The following is a 16142-nucleotide window of genomic DNA, read 5'->3' as shown; positions in this document are numbered from 1 at the left end:
CCCTGCTGGCCGCCCTGCCGACCGCCATGGTCGCCATCCTCGTCCAGGCATTCTAAACAGCCTCTGCCTACCGCTTCCCAGAAGCGGCGCCTACCGCGTCCGGCCCTTCGGCCGACACGCGAAACGCTGAAGCGGGCCACGACGGTCGACCCGGGATTCGTCCCCTCGACCGTCGGCCCCTCAAGGCAGAGAAAGATCACCCTTTGACGAGACCCTTCAAGACCGCGAAGACTTGCGCCGCGTCGGGGTTCGCCGGGCCCCGCGCGGCGATCTCGCCCTCTGGTCCGGCCGGGTGACACGCGCACCATGCGCCTGCCGATCCTTCTGACATCCTCGACCCGGTTCGCCCGCATCCCCGGCTTCGCCCTGCGCGGACCGCGCACCCTGGGCCCCGGCTCCGTGTCGAGTGTGCTCAAGATCGCTCTGGACGTCGCCTTCGTCCTGCTGATGCTGATCACCGCCATCCTGCTGCTGGCCTTCGTTGCCGCCATCTTCGTTCCTCTGTCGGACAATCTCATGGTCACGGATCGGAATAGCGGGGTCGCTCAACCCTTGACGCGCGCCCTGCTACTCTTCGGGATCGGTGCCTTCACGGCCTGGTTCGGCGGCTTCTTGCTGATCCTGAGGAATCTGCGGATGATTTTCCGCAGCCTTACGTTGGGTGATCCGTTTCAGCCCGAGAACGTCAGCCGATTGCGCCAGATCGGCCTGACCTTGGCGACAGTAACAGGCGGGGTTTGGTTCTGGCAGGCAATCGTCTCCGCGAAGCTGGCGCGGGGCGTCATGGACTCCCAAGGGCCCGCTGACCTGCTAACCCCGATCTTTTCCGTCCTCGTCGTCTTCGTCCTGGCCGAGGTGTTCCGCGAGGGCGCCCGGCTGCGTCGCGAATCCGAACTCACGATCTGATAGACCGCACTCATGGCCATTCGCATCCAACTCGACCGCATCCTGCTCGAACGGCGCATGTCGCTGACCGAACTGGCCGATCGCGTCGGCGTGACCCTGGCCAATCTGTCGATCCTCAAGACGGGCAAGGCCCGGGCCATCCGGTTCTCGACCCTGGACGCCCTGTGCCGCGAACTGGACTGCCAGCCCGGCGATCTGCTGGCCCATGAGCCGGGCCCCCAGGCGACCGGCGAAGGCGACGACGCCTGAGGTGGCGAAACCTCCCAAGGATCTGACCACCGAGGACCGCCGCATCTGGGCTCGCGTCTCGGGCTCTGTGACCCCGCCGAAATCGCGCAAGGCCGCTCGGGTGATCCCCGGCGGCGCGCCGATACCGGACATCCTGGCCGCCGCACCGATCAAGACCCCGCCCAGGCCGCTGCCTCGACCGAAGCCTGTCGCCGGAGCAGGACCGGTCTCGACGCCCCTGCCCGCTTCCGTCGCCCGTCCGGCACCACACGAACTGGAGCCTCGCCGCCAGCGCCGCCTGTCGCGGGAACGCGATCCGATCCAGGCCACGATCGATCTGCACGGCTTTGGCCGGTTCGAGGCCGAGGACCAGCTGCGGGCCTTCCTGTCGGGCTGTCAGGCGCGCGGCCTGTCCGCCGTTCTGGTCATCACCGGCCAGGGCCGCAGAGGCGGTGGCGTGATCCGCGCCTCGGTTCACGACTGGCTGCACGCCCCGGCCCTGCGCAGCGTCGTCTCCGGCTTCGCCTGGGCCCACCGCCGCCACGGCGGCGACGGCGCCATCTACGTCACCCTGCGAAAGCGCTAGAACCCTCCTATTTGCAGTTGAGCCGAACTGCGTGCGCACAGTGGGTTCATCACCAAGGGCACCAAGAATTCACGAAGAACACGAAGGAACCTAGCCCGCGTCATCGACAGAATTTTTCCCTCGGTCGGGCTGCGTAAAATTGAGTTGCGGCGAAGCCGCCTCACTTGAGCACACCCTGCCATACGTGAACGATCGGCGACCTCCGAACCCAGCGCGATCTCGTCGTGTGCTTGGTGAATTCTTGGTGCCCTTGGTGATGAACCACCTGCACCTCACGGATCAAATCAACCGACAAACGGATTAGGCCACCCGGCGCGAGGTCTCGGCCTCGGCCATCGGGCTGACCTCGGTCAACGCACGGTTCAGGGCACGGGCGAAGGCCCGAATGTCGAGCGGCTTGGTCAGATAGTCGCGGAAGCCCGCCGTCTTGCCGCGTTTTATGTCGCTGGGCATGGCGCTGGCCGACAGGGCGAGAACCGGTATCCCCCGGGTCAGGGGGTCTGCATCCAGACCGGCCTTCAGCTGGAATCCGTTCAGGCCGGGCAGGTTGATGTCCAGCAGGATGATGTCGGGCCTCAGATCGCGCGCCAGGGCCAGGCCGTCATGGCCGGTCTCTGCGACGTGCAGGCGGATCGAACCCAAAGCTTCGATCACGTGCCGCATCAGGGCGATATTGGACGGATTGTCCTCGACATAGAGCATCGTCGCCGCGCCGCCTGGAAAGGCGGGAACGTCCAGTTCGGGAATCTCGGAGGCCACGATCTCCGGTGCCGTGTGGCGGGCCACCGGCAGATGAAGCGTGAAGCATGACCCCTCGCCTTCGCGGCTGCTGGCTTCCAGCCGCCCGTTCATGGCCTCGGCCAGGCGACGCGAGACGGTCAGGCCGATGCCTGCGCCCGCAAGGCTCGAAGCCTCGCGGCCGAGGCGGTTGAAGGGCTGGAACAGTTCCACCATCCGGTCGGCCGGAATCCCGGCTCCCGTATCGCGCACAGACAGGATGACGCCGTCCCGCCCCTGGCGCAGTTCGACGATGACGTGGCCGCCCGGACGGTTGTAGCGAATGGCGTTGGACACGAGGTTGAGCAGGATCTGGCGCAGGCGGGTCCTGTCGGCGACGACGCCGAAGCCGGCGACGACGGGCGGCGCTCTCAGGGTCACGCCGGCGGCCTCGGCCTCAAGCTTCAGGGACTGGCAGACCTGTCGGGCGACCAGATGCGGATCCACGGCCTCGATCGACATCGACAGCTTGCCGGCCTCGATCCGGGCGAGGTCCAGCACCTCCTCGATCAGGGCCAGCAGGTGCTGTCCGGCGCCGAGGATATGTTCGACCGCCTGATGCTGGCGCAGGGTCAGGGGCTCGGTCGCGACATTCATCCTCATCAGGTCGGCAAAGCCGATGACGGCGTTCAGGGGGGTGCGAAGTTCATGGCTCATCCCCGCCAGGAAGTCGGTCTTGGCCTGGCTGGCGGCGGCAAGACCCCGCGCCTGCTGGTCGGCGGTGGCCAGGGCTGAGCGCATCTCTCGGGTGGCCTCGGTCACGCGGGCCTCCAGCGAATTGTTGATCGCCCGCAGCCGGACCGCCTCGCCCCGCGCCCGCGTCGCCAGACTGAGCCCCGCCAGCGCGGCGGTCAGAGCCACGGCGATAATGACCAGAAGAAATCCCATGAGCACGTCCTCCCCCTGACAGGGTAAACGGCCACAGGTTGCTTTATCGTAAAACCTTGAGTTGCATTCTCAGCCTTGGGCGTTGCGAATGGCGGCGGCCCCGGCAAAGGGGCTGAGCAAGGCGGCAAAAAGACAGTAGGCGCCGAGCAGGGCCAGGGCCGGCCCGACGGGCAGTCCCTCTGCGGCCCGGACGAGGGCTCCCGAACCGAACACCACCGGCGGGATGAACAGCGGCAGGACGACGACGGCGATCAGCAGGCCGCCGCGTCTGGCACCGAGTGCGAGAGCAGCCCCGAGCGCCCCGGTGAAAGCGAACCCCAACCCGCCGATCCCTGCCGCCAGCGCGGTCAGGGGCGCAAGGTGAAGGGGTTGACCCAAGGCCAGGGCGGCAACGGGCGCGGCCAGGGCCAGAGGCAGGCCGGTGGCGACCCACTGGCTCAGCGCCTTGATCACGAAGACGGCCTCCAGCGACAGGTGGGCCGTGGCCAGCAGGTCGAGGCCACCATCCTCCAGATCGCGCTCGAACAATCGCTCCAGCGACAGCAAGGACGACAGGGCGAGGGCCAGCCACGCCGCGCCGGCCGCGACCGGTCGCAGGGTCTCGATCGCGCCCCCGGCCGCCAGAGGCAGGATGGCGGTCAGGCAGGCGAAGAAGGCGCAGGCCAGCAGGGGTCCGCCGCCACCGCTCCAGGCCAGGGACAGCTCGCGCTCGAACAGCACGCGCGTGCCGCCGCGCGGACCCGGCAGTTGCGGCTCTGGCGGGCCGGGCTCGGCCCCGTCGGGATCGCCTTCTCCCCATTTCGGCAGCGGCGGCCCACTCATGCCGGCCCCTCCAGAACCAAAGAACGGCTCGGAATGGGAAGGGGGTCGTGGACGGCGCAGACGATCAGACCGTCGGCGGCAAGGTGACGACGCATGACCTCGGCGAAGGCCTCTCGCCAGCGGGCGTCAAGCGGTCCGAAGGGTTCGTCCAGCAACCACAGGGCGCGGGGCGAGCCCAGCAGACGACCCAGGGCCAGACGACGGCGCTGGCCCGCCGACAGCTTGCGCACCTCCAGGTCCAGCAGGGGCTTCAGGCCGAAGGTCGCGACCGCGTCGTCGAAGCCGTCCTGGGTATGACCCAGCCAGTCGGACTGGAACATCAGTTCGTCGCGGGCGGTGCGAGCCCCCTTCAGCCCGTCCAGATGCCCGACCAGATGGACCTCGCGGCCCCGGGCGTCGGTCGGGTCGATGAGGTTGGCATCGCCGTCGTGAAAGGCGATCTCGCCGCTCTCAGGCCGGATCAGGCCCGCAACGGCGCGCAGCAGGGAGGTCTTGCCCGCCCCGTTCGGGCCGGTCAGGGCGACGCAGTCTCCGGCGGCGACGGTGAAATCGAGGTCGCGAAACAGGGTCCGCTCGCCACGGGCCAGGGTCAGGGCGGAGAGGGAGAGGGTGTGGATCACGGGACCACCCTCCTGCGACCCATTCTCAATGTCCTCACACCGGACGTGGATACATGGACGGCGACCTTGACCGGGGCTATAGCCGCCCCAGCCGCAGCAGGCGTTCGCCGCGCGCGTCGGGGACCTGTGCGCCCCGTCGTCGACCGCGCGAACGTGCAACCGGATTGTCGGGCGGCGTAGAGCAGAGGAAGCCTCTCGAATGCCGTCCAATGACAGCCTGAATACGCGCAAGGACCTCACGGTCGGTCGCAAGAAATACGCCTATTACAGCCTTCCCGCCGCCGAGGAAGCAGGCCTGACCGGGATTTCCCGCCTGCCACGCTCCATGAAGGTGCTGCTGGAGAACCTGCTGCGCAACGAGGACGGGGTTTCGGTCACCGAAGCCGACCTCAAGGCCGTCGCCGCCTGGATCGACAACAAGGGATCGGTCGAGCACGAGATCGCCTTCCGTCCGGCGCGTGTGCTGATGCAGGACTTCACCGGCGTGCCTGCCGTGGTCGATCTGGCCGCGATGCGCGACGCCATGACGGCGCTGGGTGCCGACCCCTCCAAGATCAACCCGCTGAACCCCGTCGACCTGGTCATCGACCACTCGGTCATGGTGGACAATTTCGGCACCGCGAAAGCCTTCGGCCAGAACGTCGAGCGTGAATACGAGCGCAACATCGAGCGCTACAACTTCCTGCGCTGGGGCTCGTCTGCCTTCGCCAACTTCCGCGTCGTGCCCCCCGGCACCGGCATCTGCCACCAGGTCAACCTCGAGAACCTGGCCCAGACCGTCTGGACCCTTGAAGAAGGCAAGAAGACCGTCGCCTATCCCGACACCGTCGTCGGCACCGACAGCCACACCACCATGATCAACGGCCTGGCCGTGCTGGGCTGGGGCGTCGGCGGCATCGAGGCCGAGGCCGCCATGCTGGGTCAGCCGATCCCGATGCTGATCCCCGAAGTCATCGGCTTCCGCCTGACCGGCCGCCTGCCGGAAGGCGCCACGGCGACCGACCTGGTCCTGACCGTCACCCAGATGCTGCGCAAGAAGGGCGTGGTCGGCAAGTTCGTCGAGTTCTTCGGCGACGCCCTGGCCGGCCTGACCCTGGAAGACCAGGCGACCATCGCCAACATGGCCCCCGAATACGGCGCCACCTGCGGCTTCTTCCCCGTGTCGCGCGCCACCATCGACTATCTGACCGCGACCGGCCGCGACAAGGCGCGCGTCGCCCTGGTCGAGGCCTATGCCAAGGCCCAGGGCCTGTGGATCGACGAGACCAGCGAAGACCCCGTCTTCACCGACACCCTGGAACTGGACCTCGCCTCGATCGTGCCGTCACTGGCCGGACCCAAGCGCCCCCAGGACCGGGTCGAACTGACCACCGCGGCCCCCGAGTTCGAAGCCCACCTGACCGGCACCTTCGCCCGTCCGGCCGATGCCGAGCGTGTCGCGGTCGAGGGTGAGAAGTTCACCGTCGGCGACGGCGACGTCGTGATCGCGGCCATCACCTCCTGCACCAACACCTCCAACCCGTCGGTCCTGATCGCCGCCGGTCTGGTGGCGAGGAAGGCCAATGCCCTGGGCCTCAAGGCCAAGCCCTGGGTCAAGACATCGCTGGCACCCGGCTCTCAGGTGGTCACCGACTATCTGAACGACGCGGGCCTGACCAAGGACCTGGATGCGCTGGGCTTCAACCTGGTCGGCTACGGCTGCACCACCTGCATCGGCAACTCGGGTCCGCTGAGCCCCGCGATCTCCAAGGCGATCAACGACAACGCCCTGGTCGCCACCTCGGTGCTGTCCGGCAACCGCAATTTCGAGGGCCGGGTGAACCCCGACGTCCAGGCCAACTACCTGGCCTCGCCGCCGCTGGTCGTCGCCTATGCCATCGCCGGCTCGATGCGGATCGACATCACGACCCAGCCGCTCGGCCAGGACAAGAAGGGCAACGACGTCTTCCTGAAGGACATCTGGCCGACCTCGGCCGAGGTCGCCGAAATCCAGCGCAAGTCGGTCACCCCGGCCATGTTCGCCAAACGCTACAAGGACGTCTTCAAGGGCGACAAGCACTGGCAGGGCATCAAGATCGAGGGCGGCCAGACCTACGACTGGGATTCGGAGTCCACCTACGTCCAGAACCCGCCCTATTTCGAGGGGCTGTCGATGGAGCCGACGGCGGTCACCGACATCGTCGAGGGCCGCGTCCTGGCCATCTTCGGCGACTCGATCACCACCGACCACATCTCCCCGGCCGGTTCGATCAAGACCTCGTCGCCGGCTGGCCAGTATCTGGTCAACAACGGCGTCGAGCCGCTGGACTTCAACGGTTACGGCGCGCGTCGCGGCAACCACCAGGTCATGATGCGCGGCACCTTCGCCAACATCCGCATCCGGAACCGCATCACCCCAGACATCGAGGGTGGGGTCACCAAGCACTTCCCGTCCGGTGACACCATGTCGATCTATGACGCGGCCATGCGCTACCAGTCCGAGGGCCGGCCGCTGGTCGTGTTCGCGGGCAAGGAATACGGCACGGGCTCGTCGCGCGACTGGGCGGCCAAGGGCACGCGCCTGCTGGGCGTCCGCGCCGTCATCGCCGAAAGCTACGAGCGGATCCACCGCTCCAACCTTGTCGGGATGGGTGTGGTGCCGCTGCAGTTCAAGGCGGACGGCTGGGTCAAGCTGGGCCTGACCGGCGAAGAGATCGTGACCGTGCGCGGCCTGTCCGACGTCAACATCGGCAAGCTGAAGCCGCGTCAGGACCTGTGGGTCGAGCTGTTCCGCCCCTCGGACGGCAAGATGGCCCGCTTCCCGGTCCGCTGCCGCATCGATAACCAGACCGAGCTCGACTACTTCAAGGCCGGCGGCGTCATGCCCTACGTCCTGCGCAACCTCGCTGGTGGCGTGGCCAACGCGCCCCTGCCGCAACCGGAAGAGATCGCAGCGGAGTAGGTCCTCCGAGCAAACTAGAATGAGGGCCGGCGGAGCGATCCGCCGGCCCTTTTCGTTTCAGCCGGCGCTCAGTCCGCACACAAGGCCGGTTGGGCCTTGCCGTCCTTGACCTCTGAGAAGCAGCCGAACTGGACGTTCTCGCGCTGGCAGACGCCGGTGGTGCTCTTGCCGACCCTGGAAATGTCGAACTGGATGCACCGGCCGGTGCAGTCGGCCTTGTCGGTGCAGGCCTTGCCGGCGTCGGGCATGGGGATGACGCAATAGGGCATGTTCATCAGCCCGACGCGCCGGATGGCCCCGCTGGCGCGGGCACAGAGGGCCGGATCGCTGTCCCAGGCCGGGTCGTGCCCGGCCAGACTGGGTGCCGGTCGATCGTCGGCATTGTCCAGCACCGGGCCGGATGTCGGCGCACAGGCGAGCACGCCCCCGATGAGCAGCAGGGAAGCCAGCCAGGCGGCGAGGGTGCGCAGGGTCATGGGCCGACCCTACACGCGAACCGGTCGGTGGGAAGACCGTGATCCGGGCTGGCTCAATCCTGGGCCATGGCCTCGGCCAGCAGGCGGGCCTCGGCGGCGCGGCTGGAGCCGGATCGCCAGGCGACGACGATCTCACGGCTGGGGACGGCGCGGGCACCTTTCGGGGTGATGTGGCGGGTCACGACCGCCGGGTTGTCGGCCAGGCCCGCGCGCACGGCCATCTCGGGCAGAAAGGAGACGCCGAGCCCCGACCCGACCATCTGGACCAGGGTGTGCAGGCTGGTGGCGGCGAAGACGTCGTCACCCTTGGGCGGGTCGATGTCGAAGGCCGCAAGGGCCTGGTCGCGCAGGCAATGACCGTCCTCCAGCAGGATCAGTTCCGACGAGGTCAGGGACCCCGGCCCGATCGCGCCGGGCACGGCCAGGGCGTGGCCGACAGGAGCCACGGCCAGGATTTCGTCATGGCCGATGTGGGCGTGGTCGATGCCCGGTGCATCATAGGGCAGGGCGATGATGGCGGCATCGAGCTGGCCCGCCTTGAGCCCGGCGATCAGGCGCGGCGTCAGGTCCTCGCGGATGAACAGTCGCAGGCCTGGATAGGCCGACTTCAGGCCCGGTAAAGTGGCGGGCAGAAGGAAGGGGGCGACGGTCGGGATGATCCCCAGCCGGAACCGGCCGGACAGGGGCCGGCCTGCACTCCGTGCGGCTTCGACCAGATCCTCGGTGCGGGCCAGGACGTCCTCGGCGCGGCGCACGGCCTCGGCCCCCACGGCGGTCAGTTGGACATTGCCCCGGGTCCGCTCGACGACGGGGGCGCCCAGAATACGTTCAAGTTCCTGGACCCCGGCCGACAGAGCCGGCTGGCTGACGTGAGCTGCCTCGGCTGCCCGGCTGAACGAGGCATGCTCGGCCAGGAGTTTCAGATACTGGAGCTGGCGCAGGGTGGGGAGCATGGAAGCGAACATAGGCGCTTCCTATGGAAATGGCGAGGACGATCGGATAGCCTTGTTCAAGGTCGGCAAGCCAGGCTGGCGGTGGCGGTTGAAAAAGTGACCGCCAAACCGCCACAGCGCCAAATTGGAGGAGAACAGTCGGTCGTTGCCGGGCGGGTCGAGCCCCCTGTCGGCAGGACGAACGGAGCCTGAACCGCAGGTGCGGAGGGTCGTCGGCTGGAAGGTGTCAAAGACCCAGACAATCAGATGGGACGCGAGACACCGGGCGCAAGAGCCGGTGAAGAAAATATTCCTGCTTCTTTTGCAGCTTCCAGCGACGGGCAGACGACATGTCCCGCCAGCCGTGACTTCAACGGCCTTGCTCCCTGAAGGCGGTCAGACCGGATTTCTCAGCAGATACAGGCCGAATCCCATGACCCCGCGTCCGAAATCGAACATCAGCTTCAGCTGATGGGCGCGGCCCGCGATGGCCGGGGCGTCCGGATGGGTCGGGTTGGCGTCCAGCCAGGCGGCGACAGCGGACTGCATGGTGTCGCCATAACGGTCCCAGCGGTCCTGGCTCGACAAGACGGCCGAAGCCACCTCGAACCCGGCGGCCTCGGCCGCAGCCTGCCAGCCATCGTGGTCGGTGTAGAGGTTGTTCAGCTCGACCAGCTGACGCAGCGGTCCCGGCGGTTCGTCCAGCCAGACCATATCCCCCCACAACAACCACCCGCCCGACGACAGGTGGGCGCGCAGACCCTCCAGCATGGCCTGGGGGGCGCGGATGCCCGGCCCGGTCGGCTCGATCACCCCAAGGGCGACGATCAGGTCGTAGGGGGCCGAGGCCGTCAGCACCTGCGGCGACGCGCCCTCGCGCAACACGACCCGAGCATCCAGCCCGGCCGAGGCGACACGGTCGCGGGCCAGGTCGACGATGGCAGGATCGATCTCGACCGCCTCGACCAGAAGGCCGAACCGCCCGGCCAGCCGGATCGAGACGGAGGCGTTGCCGCAACCGATGTCGAGCGCGCGCGCGCGCGGCGTCAGGTCGGTCAGGGCGATCGCGGCCTCGATCGTGTCGAGGTCCACGGCATTGCAGACCTCGAGCGCCTCATAGGCGATGCGGTGGAAGCTCATGCGCATGGCCGGTGTTAGCGCGTCCTGTCGTCAGGCCCAAGACAGAATGAGAAAGCACTTTACATTCCAAAGTTGATGAGAGATAAGGCGGAGACTTCAACGGAGCGCGCCATGACATCGACCCTCGCCTCTTCCGTCTCCCTGAGCCGCGCTGCGGCACCGATCGCCACGACGCCAGCCGAGACGACGTTGGCCGTCGCCGCGGGTCGCAACCTGATCGCCGCCGGATCGATCTTCGCCGTGGCCAATGCGGTGCAGTGGGCGATCATGAGCGGTGCCGTGAACCTGCATCCGGCGGTGCTGTCCCTGACCTGGCCGATCGCCGTCGGAACCTTCCTGGTCATCCTGCGCCAGTTGAGGGCCGCAGGCGGAGAGGCCGGCCGCCGCACCGCCGTCTGGTCGCGGTTCGCCATCCTGAGCCAGATCGGTGCGGCCCTCGCGCTGGTCGTTGCATCGGCCGCGACGGGTCAATGGAGCCTGATGATGTGGACCTCGGTCGTCGGACTGGCCCTGTACGGAATCGCCTGGGGCACCGCAGCGGTGCGGACGCGCAAGGCCTGGATCGGGGCGGTTGCCCTGGGATGTCTGTGCGCGGCGGGCGGGGTCGCGACCCTGGTCGGGACGCCCGATCAATATCTGGCCTATGCCTGCGGCCTGATCGCCTTTGCCCTGCTGCCCGGGCTGGTGCTGGTCTTCCGTGGCCGAATCTAAGAGGAATAACGACCATGCCCGAACCTCACGTCCCGGCCGAAGCCGCCGACATCGCCTGGATGCGCAACCTCGCCGCCGAAGGTGCGGCCGAGCCGCTGCGCGGCGGTGCCACATTGCTGGCTGCCGGGCTGCTCTTCGGCGGGGCCAGCCTGTATCAATGGGCGGTGCTGTCGCAGGCCTTGCCGATCGCGCCGTCCAGCCTAGCCATCGTCTGGCCGATCATCACGGTCGCCTTCGTGGCCTTCGCGACGATCCACGGGATTCGGACGGGACGATCGAGCGGGGTCCGCACGGCCGCCAACCGGGCCTCCGCGACGGTCTGGACCTCCGTGGGGCTGGGCATCTTCACCCTGTTCGTCTCCATGGGGCTGATGGGATGGCGAATGGGAGCGGACGTCTCTGCCGTGGCGCTGGGCCTGATCCCGTCGGTCATCATGGTCTTCTACGGCCTGGGCTGGGCGGTCAGCGGGGCCATGTTCCGTTCCACCTTCCTGTGGCGTCTGTCGGTCGCGTCCTTCGTCGCCGCGCCCGTTCTGGCGGCCTTCACCGGCTCGACCTGGCAGTATCTGGTCTATGCGCTGTGCCTGTTCGGCCTCATGGCCCTGCCCGGGGCGCTGTTGATGCGCAAGGTCCGGGCGGCCGAAGGACCAGGATCGGGACAGGGCTGATGAGCGATCCGTCGTTCGACATCGGCCGCATCGACGAGGTCATCCACGGACGGATCCGGCTGGGGATCATGGCCGTGCTGGCCGGAGTCGACAGCGCCGACTTCAACACCCTGAAGGCCCGGCTCCAGACCACCGACGGCAATCTGTCGGTGCATCTGCGAAAGCTCGAGGACGCCGGGTTCGTGGCCATCGACAAGCGGTTCCAGGGTCGAAAGCCTCTGACCGAGGCACGGATGACCGAAACGGGGAGAGGCGCGTTCGTCGCCTATCTGGACGCCATGTCCGGCCTGACGGGTGCGGCGCGCTGACCCTGTCCGTGGGGCTGGCGGGGGCCCCGTCCACCGACCTATAGAGGCTAGATGACCTCGCGCCTGCTCAAGCTCGCCACCCTCGAAAACCTGCGCGACTACGGCGACTACGCCACGGCGGCGGGCGGTCGGGTGCGGTCAGGACGGCTGTTCCGGTCGGGGCATCACGGCCGGCTGAGCGACGCCGATCTGGAAGCACTGGGCGGACTGGGGCTGGGCACGATCGTCGATCTGCGCCGCAAGGTGGAACGGACCCAGCAACCGTCGCGTCGCCATGCCGCGTTCGACGGTCGGGTCATCGAGAGCGATCTGGATGCGGCGGGCGAGGCGCCGCACGTCACCTTCCTGAAGACCGCCGACCTGACGGCCGATACGGGGCGTGAGTTCATGACCGGCCTGTACCGCGACATGCCCTTCTCGCCGGCCCATATCGAAACCTTCGGCGGCTATTTCCGCAGCATTGCCGACAGTGACCGGCCGGTCCTGATCCACTGCGCGGCGGGCAAGGACCGCACCGGCCTGCTGGCCGCCCTGACGCATCACATCCTGGGGGTCGGGCATGACGACCTGCTGGAGGACTATCTGCTGACCAATACCGCAGTCGACATGGAGCGGATCGCGCCCAGGATCGCGGCCAGTCTGAAGAAGACGACGGGCCGGGAACCGTCGCATAGCGCCCTGGTCGCCTTTCTCGGCGTCGAGGCCGCCTATCTGGAGGCGGCATGGGGCGCGATCACCGACCGGTACGGGTCGATCGACGCCTATCTGGAGACCGCGCTCGGCGTCGATACGGCCGCGCGGGACCGGATCGGCGAGCGGCTGGCGGCATGAGCGAGACCCGCGACGGCGGGCGTGTCCGTTGCGTCCGAACCCTGAACTGGCGTGAACCGCTGGAGGTCGCGGCCGGGCTGGCGATGCGGGACGGGGCCCTGTGTCTGCTGTCCGATCCGGCCCTGCCCGGCAGCCGGTCGTTCGTGGCCGTCGAACCGGAATGGAAAGCGACGCCGGACGCGGCCGAAGGGGGGCCGTTCGCCGGGCTGACGGGCGACGTCCTGACGGCCGGGGTTGTCGGCCTGGCTAGCTATGACGCCGGTGCGCGGGTCGCGACGGGGTTGCGCGAGACGGTGTGGCCCGACCTGATGCTGGCGCAGTATGCGGCGATCCTGGTGTTCGATCATGACGCGGGCAAGGTCTGCGCGATCGGCTGGGGCGGGGACGAGGCGGCAGCTCGCGACGCCTGCGACCGCGCACAGGGCTGGATGTCGGGGGCGAGATCGCCGGACGCACCCCCGCCGCCCGCAGCGGCCCTGGTCCCCGATGCAGACGACCAGACCTATCTCGACGCGGTCGCCGCCGTGGTGGCACGCATCCGGGCAGGCGACCTGTTCCAGGCCAATATCGCGCGCGGCTGGACGGCGGCGCTGGAGCCATCAGCCGACCCCTTCGACGTCTTCGTGCGGTTGGCGCAGGGCGGGGCCGCGCCCTACGGGGCCTTCTGGAGGCTGGGCGAGCGGGCCCTGGTGTCGAATTCGCCGGAGCTGTTCCTGACGCTGGACGCCGCCGACCGCCGCGTTGAGACCCGGCCGATCAAGGGCACGCGGCCGCGCGATCCCGATTCCGTGCGGGACGCCGCCAATGCCGCCGACCTGCTGGCCAGCGCCAAGGACCGGGCCGAGAACCTGATGATCGTCGATCTGATGCGCAACGATCTGTCGCGAGTCTGCGAGGCCGGGACGGTGAGGGTCGAAAAGCTGTTCGCCCAGGAAGCCCTGCCGACCGTGCATCATCTGGTCTCGACCGTTTCGGGGCGGCTGGCGGTGGACCATGACGCTGCCGACCTGTTGCAGGCGACCTTTCCGCCGGGGTCGATCACCGGCGCGCCCAAGCATCAGGCGATGAAGGTGATCGCCGCCCATGAACCGCCGCGCGGGGCCTGGTGCGGGTCGCTGTTTCTGATGGACGAGGACGCGAACCTGACCGCCTCGGTCCTGATCCGCACGGCCAGTTTCGAGCGCATCGAGGGTCGGTGGCGCGTCCGCACCCAGGCCGGGGCCGGCATCGTGGCCGACAGCGATCCGGTTCAGGAACTGGCGGAAACCGAGGTCAAGATCGGTGCCCTGCGTCGGGCCCTGACCGGGTAGTCCGGCGCTGGTTCAGCTGGTCGGGCAGTTGCTGCACAGCACCTTGTCGACCCGACGGGGCCGCAGATAGAAGGCGCTCGAGAATTTGGTCACCGCCGGCATCAGGTATTTGATCGGCGAGGTGTAGTCGTAGGTGGTCTCGGTCATCACCGCGCTCTCGCCGTTGGAGATGATGTCGGCGGGCACCGTGACGGTTCCGCCGGGCGTATAGGCGGTCACGCCGCTGGCGCGCGACCAGTCGACCTTGGCTACGCCGTTGGCGTCGCGGGTCACACTGGAGATGCGGGTGGTCAGGGTCGTCGACGAGAACGGCTTCATCATCAGGCCGCCGATGGCGATGATGTCGTCCAGTTCGTCGGTCGTGACCACGTCGGTCTGGGCCACGAGATCGGCCACCGCCGAGGCCGTATGGGCCATGCGCTTCTGGGACATATAGCCCTGGCAGAACTCGGCCAGGCCGAAATAGAAGGCGATCATGATCGGCGCGATCAGGGCGAATTCCACCGCCGACACGCCGCGTCGGTCGCCCCGCAGTCGCGACAGGAACCCCTGGGCTTTCGCGGGCTCGGTCATTGGTCCCAGGGCTCGTTACGGAAGGCCGTGGTCGCGGTCATGATGGTGTCGCCGTCACCGAGCTGGGACAGGGCCTGCTTCAGGAACGGGGTGAACAGGGGCTGCTTGTACCAGGTGCGGACAAGGATCAGGCTGCCGGGCTGGCCCGTCGTATAGGTCAGTTGCGACGGGTCGAAGCTGGTTCCGCTGGCCATGGGGTCCGGCGGGTTCTGGTTGCGGAACTGGGGAATCTCGCGGACGTCGACGGTCGCGCGCGAGGCGCACTGGCCACTGAAGATGCTCATCTTGCCGCACAACTGGGTCTTGAACTCGGCTGCCGTCAGGTTCGATCCGGCCGCCTGTCCGGTGCGCACCAGCCGCCCGGTCTCGATCACCGCGGTCTCGAGCACGGAGTCGGTGACGAACACCATCCCCAACTCGATGATGGCGAACATCATGAAGAAGAAGGGGAAGGCCACCATCGCGAACTCGACCGCCGACGAGCCGTCGCGGTTACGACGGCGGCGCAGACGCGAAAAGGACGGGGCGGCAAGGGTGGGGCGACGGATCATCGGTAGTTCGGTCTCAAGGCGTCGGGACGCCCGAGGCGGCGGGGGCGGCCGAGGCGTTCTCATAGGTCCGCAGCGACGGCGAACAGGTCGCGGCGCAGGCCATCTCGGTCGCCTGACCCCCGCGCCAGACGCGCAAACTGCCGGGCGAACCGCCCGAAACGATGATCTGGTTCTGGAACAGCGGACGGCCGATGGCGTCGACCGCGAGGATCTCGGTCTGGCCGTAGCCCTTGCCGATGATGACCAGGGTATTGGCGTCGACGACGGTCACATCGGCAATGGCGGGATTGGAGACGATCACCGACGACACCGTTCCACGCAGGGAGACCCGTTGGGTGCGGTCGATGCCGACGCTCATCGACCCCGACTGGGCCAGGACAGGCGTGGCGGCCATGCACAGGGCGAACAGCGAGGCGGCGAGGATCGAGCGGGGCTTGGAAACCTGGGTCATTGAAATCTGTCCGGGCGCGCGATGCGACGGGCGCGACCCTGCGCCGGAAATCTCAAGAAAGTCTGAAACGGCCGCGAACGGCGGCCCTGACCGGGCCGGGTACAGTAAACGTGTCGGTAACCATGCTCATAAGACCTTGGTTATTGTTCGCTTTACTTCGATTTAAGGGCTTATCCGTAGAGTGAGGCTTGTAAACGGGATCCAGCGGGCAAAACCGATGGTCCTTTCAGTACCAACCCTTTTGCTCGCTCAATCAAGGAAACTCACATGACCAAGTTCATCTCCAAGTTCGTTGCCGACGAATCCGGTGCCACCGCCATCGAGTACGGCCTGATCGCCGCCCTGATCGCCGTCGTCATCATCTCGGCCGTCACCACGCTCGGCACCACGATCTCCGCCAAGTTCGCGGCCGTCACCACCGGC

General features: G+C 67.7%; 19 protein-coding genes. 10 read left to right on the top strand and 9 right to left on the bottom strand.

Features of this window, described 5'->3' with window-relative positions:
• The first annotated feature begins 306 nt into the window (after positions 1-306).
• From ACILQR_RS05690 to ACILQR_RS05680, 3 genes are read left to right on the top strand one after another with little or no spacing between them, the layout of a single operon-like run.
• Entirely contained in the window at positions 307-906 is a 600-nt protein-coding gene (locus tag ACILQR_RS05690) for a DUF2975 domain-containing protein (protein WP_395650509.1), read from the top strand.
• 12 nt (positions 907-918) lie between these two features.
• Positions 919-1155, top strand: coding sequence for a helix-turn-helix transcriptional regulator (locus ACILQR_RS05685; RefSeq protein ID WP_271146124.1), 237 nt, complete (start codon positions 919-921; stop codon positions 1153-1155).
• Between the two features lies 1 nt (position 1156).
• On the top strand, positions 1157-1720 hold the full coding sequence (locus tag ACILQR_RS05680) for a Smr/MutS family protein (RefSeq protein ID WP_395650508.1): 564 nt from the start codon (positions 1157-1159) through the stop codon (positions 1718-1720).
• Positions 1721-2020: 300 nt separating this feature from the next.
• Here the strand turns inward: ACILQR_RS05680 and ACILQR_RS05675 are convergent, their stop codons facing one another.
• The 3 genes from ACILQR_RS05675 to ccmA form a co-directional block, all read right to left on the bottom strand.
• On the bottom strand, positions 2021-3385 hold the full coding sequence (locus ACILQR_RS05675; protein ID WP_395650507.1) for a hybrid sensor histidine kinase/response regulator: 1365 nt from the start codon (positions 3383-3385) through the stop codon (positions 2021-2023).
• 69 nt (positions 3386-3454) lie between these two features.
• Entirely contained in the window at positions 3455-4207 is a 753-nt protein-coding gene (gene ccmB, locus ACILQR_RS05670; RefSeq protein ID WP_395650506.1) for a heme exporter protein CcmB, read from the bottom strand.
• On the bottom strand, positions 4204-4827 hold the full coding sequence (gene ccmA / locus ACILQR_RS05665) for a heme ABC exporter ATP-binding protein CcmA (RefSeq protein WP_395650505.1): 624 nt from the start codon (positions 4825-4827) through the stop codon (positions 4204-4206). The genes ccmB and ccmA overlap by 4 nt, the downstream gene beginning before the upstream one ends.
• Before the next feature lie 199 nt (positions 4828-5026).
• Between ccmA and acnA the strand changes: the two genes are divergently transcribed.
• Positions 5027-7768 (top strand): aconitate hydratase AcnA, encoded by a 2742-nt coding sequence (gene acnA / locus ACILQR_RS05660; RefSeq protein ID WP_395650504.1) that lies wholly within the window; start codon positions 5027-5029, stop codon positions 7766-7768.
• A gap of 68 nt (positions 7769-7836) precedes the next feature.
• On the opposite strand, the gene ACILQR_RS05655 is transcribed toward acnA, so the two are convergent.
• The 3 genes from ACILQR_RS05655 to ACILQR_RS05645 all read right to left on the bottom strand — a co-directional run bounded on the left by ACILQR_RS05655 (position 7837) and on the right by ACILQR_RS05645 (position 10316).
• Positions 7837-8244 carry a hypothetical protein gene (locus ACILQR_RS05655; protein ID WP_395650503.1) on the bottom strand — a complete coding sequence of 136 codons (408 nt, stop codon included), beginning with the start codon at positions 8242-8244 and terminating at the stop codon, positions 7837-7839.
• Positions 8245-8297: 53 nt separating this feature from the next.
• On the bottom strand, positions 8298-9197 hold the full coding sequence (locus tag ACILQR_RS05650; protein WP_395650523.1) for a hydrogen peroxide-inducible genes activator: 900 nt from the start codon (positions 9195-9197) through the stop codon (positions 8298-8300).
• A 375-nt stretch (positions 9198-9572) separates the two neighbouring features.
• Complete coding sequence (locus ACILQR_RS05645; RefSeq protein WP_395650502.1) at positions 9573-10316, bottom strand: SAM-dependent methyltransferase; 744 nt, start codon at positions 10314-10316, stop codon at positions 9573-9575.
• 111 nt (positions 10317-10427) lie between these two features.
• On the opposite strand from ACILQR_RS05645, the gene ACILQR_RS05640 reads away from it, so the two are divergent.
• From ACILQR_RS05640 to ACILQR_RS05620, 5 genes are read left to right on the top strand one after another with little or no spacing between them, the layout of a single operon-like run.
• Complete coding sequence (locus tag ACILQR_RS05640; RefSeq protein WP_395650501.1) at positions 10428-11027, top strand: hypothetical protein; 600 nt, start codon at positions 10428-10430, stop codon at positions 11025-11027.
• A gap of 14 nt (positions 11028-11041) precedes the next feature.
• Positions 11042-11695: a hypothetical protein gene (locus tag ACILQR_RS05635; RefSeq protein ID WP_395650500.1), complete on the top strand. Its 654-nt coding sequence runs from the start codon at positions 11042-11044 to the stop codon at positions 11693-11695.
• Positions 11695-12003 carry a winged helix-turn-helix domain-containing protein gene (locus ACILQR_RS05630; RefSeq protein WP_395650499.1) on the top strand — a complete coding sequence of 103 codons (309 nt, stop codon included), beginning with the start codon at positions 11695-11697 and terminating at the stop codon, positions 12001-12003. The genes ACILQR_RS05635 and ACILQR_RS05630 overlap by 1 nt, the downstream gene beginning before the upstream one ends.
• A 51-nt stretch (positions 12004-12054) precedes the next feature.
• Positions 12055-12834 (top strand): tyrosine-protein phosphatase, encoded by a 780-nt coding sequence (locus ACILQR_RS05625; RefSeq protein WP_395650498.1) that lies wholly within the window; start codon positions 12055-12057, stop codon positions 12832-12834.
• Positions 12831-14144 (top strand): anthranilate synthase component I family protein, encoded by a 1314-nt coding sequence (locus tag ACILQR_RS05620; RefSeq protein ID WP_395650497.1) that lies wholly within the window; start codon positions 12831-12833, stop codon positions 14142-14144. The genes ACILQR_RS05625 and ACILQR_RS05620 overlap by 4 nt, the downstream gene beginning before the upstream one ends.
• A gap of 12 nt (positions 14145-14156) precedes the next feature.
• Here ACILQR_RS05620 and ACILQR_RS05615 read toward each other — a convergent pair whose 3' ends face one another.
• The 3 genes from ACILQR_RS05615 to ACILQR_RS05605 are packed head-to-tail and all read right to left on the bottom strand — an operon-like array spanning position 14157 to position 15719.
• Positions 14157-14717 (bottom strand): TadE/TadG family type IV pilus assembly protein, encoded by a 561-nt coding sequence (locus ACILQR_RS05615; protein ID WP_395650496.1) that lies wholly within the window; start codon positions 14715-14717, stop codon positions 14157-14159.
• Positions 14714-15268 carry a TadE/TadG family type IV pilus assembly protein gene (locus ACILQR_RS05610; protein WP_395650495.1) on the bottom strand — a complete coding sequence of 185 codons (555 nt, stop codon included), beginning with the start codon at positions 15266-15268 and terminating at the stop codon, positions 14714-14716. The genes ACILQR_RS05615 and ACILQR_RS05610 overlap by 4 nt, the downstream gene beginning before the upstream one ends.
• A 13-nt stretch (positions 15269-15281) precedes the next feature.
• Positions 15282-15719: a pilus assembly protein N-terminal domain-containing protein gene (locus ACILQR_RS05605; protein ID WP_395650494.1), complete on the bottom strand. Its 438-nt coding sequence runs from the start codon at positions 15717-15719 to the stop codon at positions 15282-15284.
• 267 nt (positions 15720-15986) lie between these two features.
• Between ACILQR_RS05605 and ACILQR_RS05600 the strand changes: the two genes are divergently transcribed.
• Positions 15987-16142, top strand: a 156-nt coding sequence (locus ACILQR_RS05600) for a Flp family type IVb pilin (RefSeq protein ID WP_395650522.1), incomplete at its 3' end; no start/stop codon positions are given.

This window comes from Brevundimonas sp. (assembly GCF_044239655.1).
Classification (GTDB): Bacteria; Pseudomonadota; Alphaproteobacteria; order Caulobacterales; family Caulobacteraceae; genus Brevundimonas.
This window is presented reverse-complemented; position numbering and strand designations above follow the sequence as displayed.

Bases quoted from the DNA above. Each gene is read 5' to 3' on its own strand.
- ACILQR_RS05610 (WP_395650495.1), bottom strand. From the start codon at position 15,268: ATGATCCGTCGCCCCACCCTTGCCGCCCCGTCCTTTTCGCGTCTGCGC.
- ACILQR_RS05625 (WP_395650498.1), top strand. From the start codon at position 12,055: ATGACCTCGCGCCTGCTCAAGCTCGCCACCCTCGAAAACCTGCGCGAC.
- ACILQR_RS05620 (WP_395650497.1), top strand. From the start codon at position 12,831: ATGAGCGAGACCCGCGACGGCGGGCGTGTCCGTTGCGTCCGAACCCTG.
- ACILQR_RS05635 (WP_395650500.1), top strand. From the start codon at position 11,042: ATGCCCGAACCTCACGTCCCGGCCGAAGCCGCCGACATCGCCTGGATG.
- ACILQR_RS05685 (WP_271146124.1), top strand. From the start codon at position 919: ATGGCCATTCGCATCCAACTCGACCGCATCCTGCTCGAACGGCGCATG.
- ccmB (WP_395650506.1), bottom strand. From the start codon at position 4,207: ATGAGTGGGCCGCCGCTGCCGAAATGGGGAGAAGGCGATCCCGACGGG.
- ACILQR_RS05645 (WP_395650502.1), bottom strand. From the start codon at position 10,316: ATGAGCTTCCACCGCATCGCCTATGAGGCGCTCGAGGTCTGCAATGCC.
- ACILQR_RS05630 (WP_395650499.1), top strand. From the start codon at position 11,695: ATGAGCGATCCGTCGTTCGACATCGGCCGCATCGACGAGGTCATCCAC.
- ACILQR_RS05605 (WP_395650494.1), bottom strand. From the start codon at position 15,719: ATGACCCAGGTTTCCAAGCCCCGCTCGATCCTCGCCGCCTCGCTGTTC.
- ACILQR_RS05640 (WP_395650501.1), top strand. From the start codon at position 10,428: ATGACATCGACCCTCGCCTCTTCCGTCTCCCTGAGCCGCGCTGCGGCA.
- ACILQR_RS05690 (WP_395650509.1), top strand. From the start codon at position 307: ATGCGCCTGCCGATCCTTCTGACATCCTCGACCCGGTTCGCCCGCATC.
- ACILQR_RS05675 (WP_395650507.1), bottom strand. From the start codon at position 3,385: ATGGGATTTCTTCTGGTCATTATCGCCGTGGCTCTGACCGCCGCGCTG.
- acnA (WP_395650504.1), top strand. From the start codon at position 5,027: ATGCCGTCCAATGACAGCCTGAATACGCGCAAGGACCTCACGGTCGGT.
- ACILQR_RS05655 (WP_395650503.1), bottom strand. From the start codon at position 8,244: ATGACCCTGCGCACCCTCGCCGCCTGGCTGGCTTCCCTGCTGCTCATC.
- ACILQR_RS05615 (WP_395650496.1), bottom strand. From the start codon at position 14,717: ATGACCGAGCCCGCGAAAGCCCAGGGGTTCCTGTCGCGACTGCGGGGC.
- ACILQR_RS05650 (WP_395650523.1), bottom strand. From the start codon at position 9,197: ATGCTCCCCACCCTGCGCCAGCTCCAGTATCTGAAACTCCTGGCCGAG.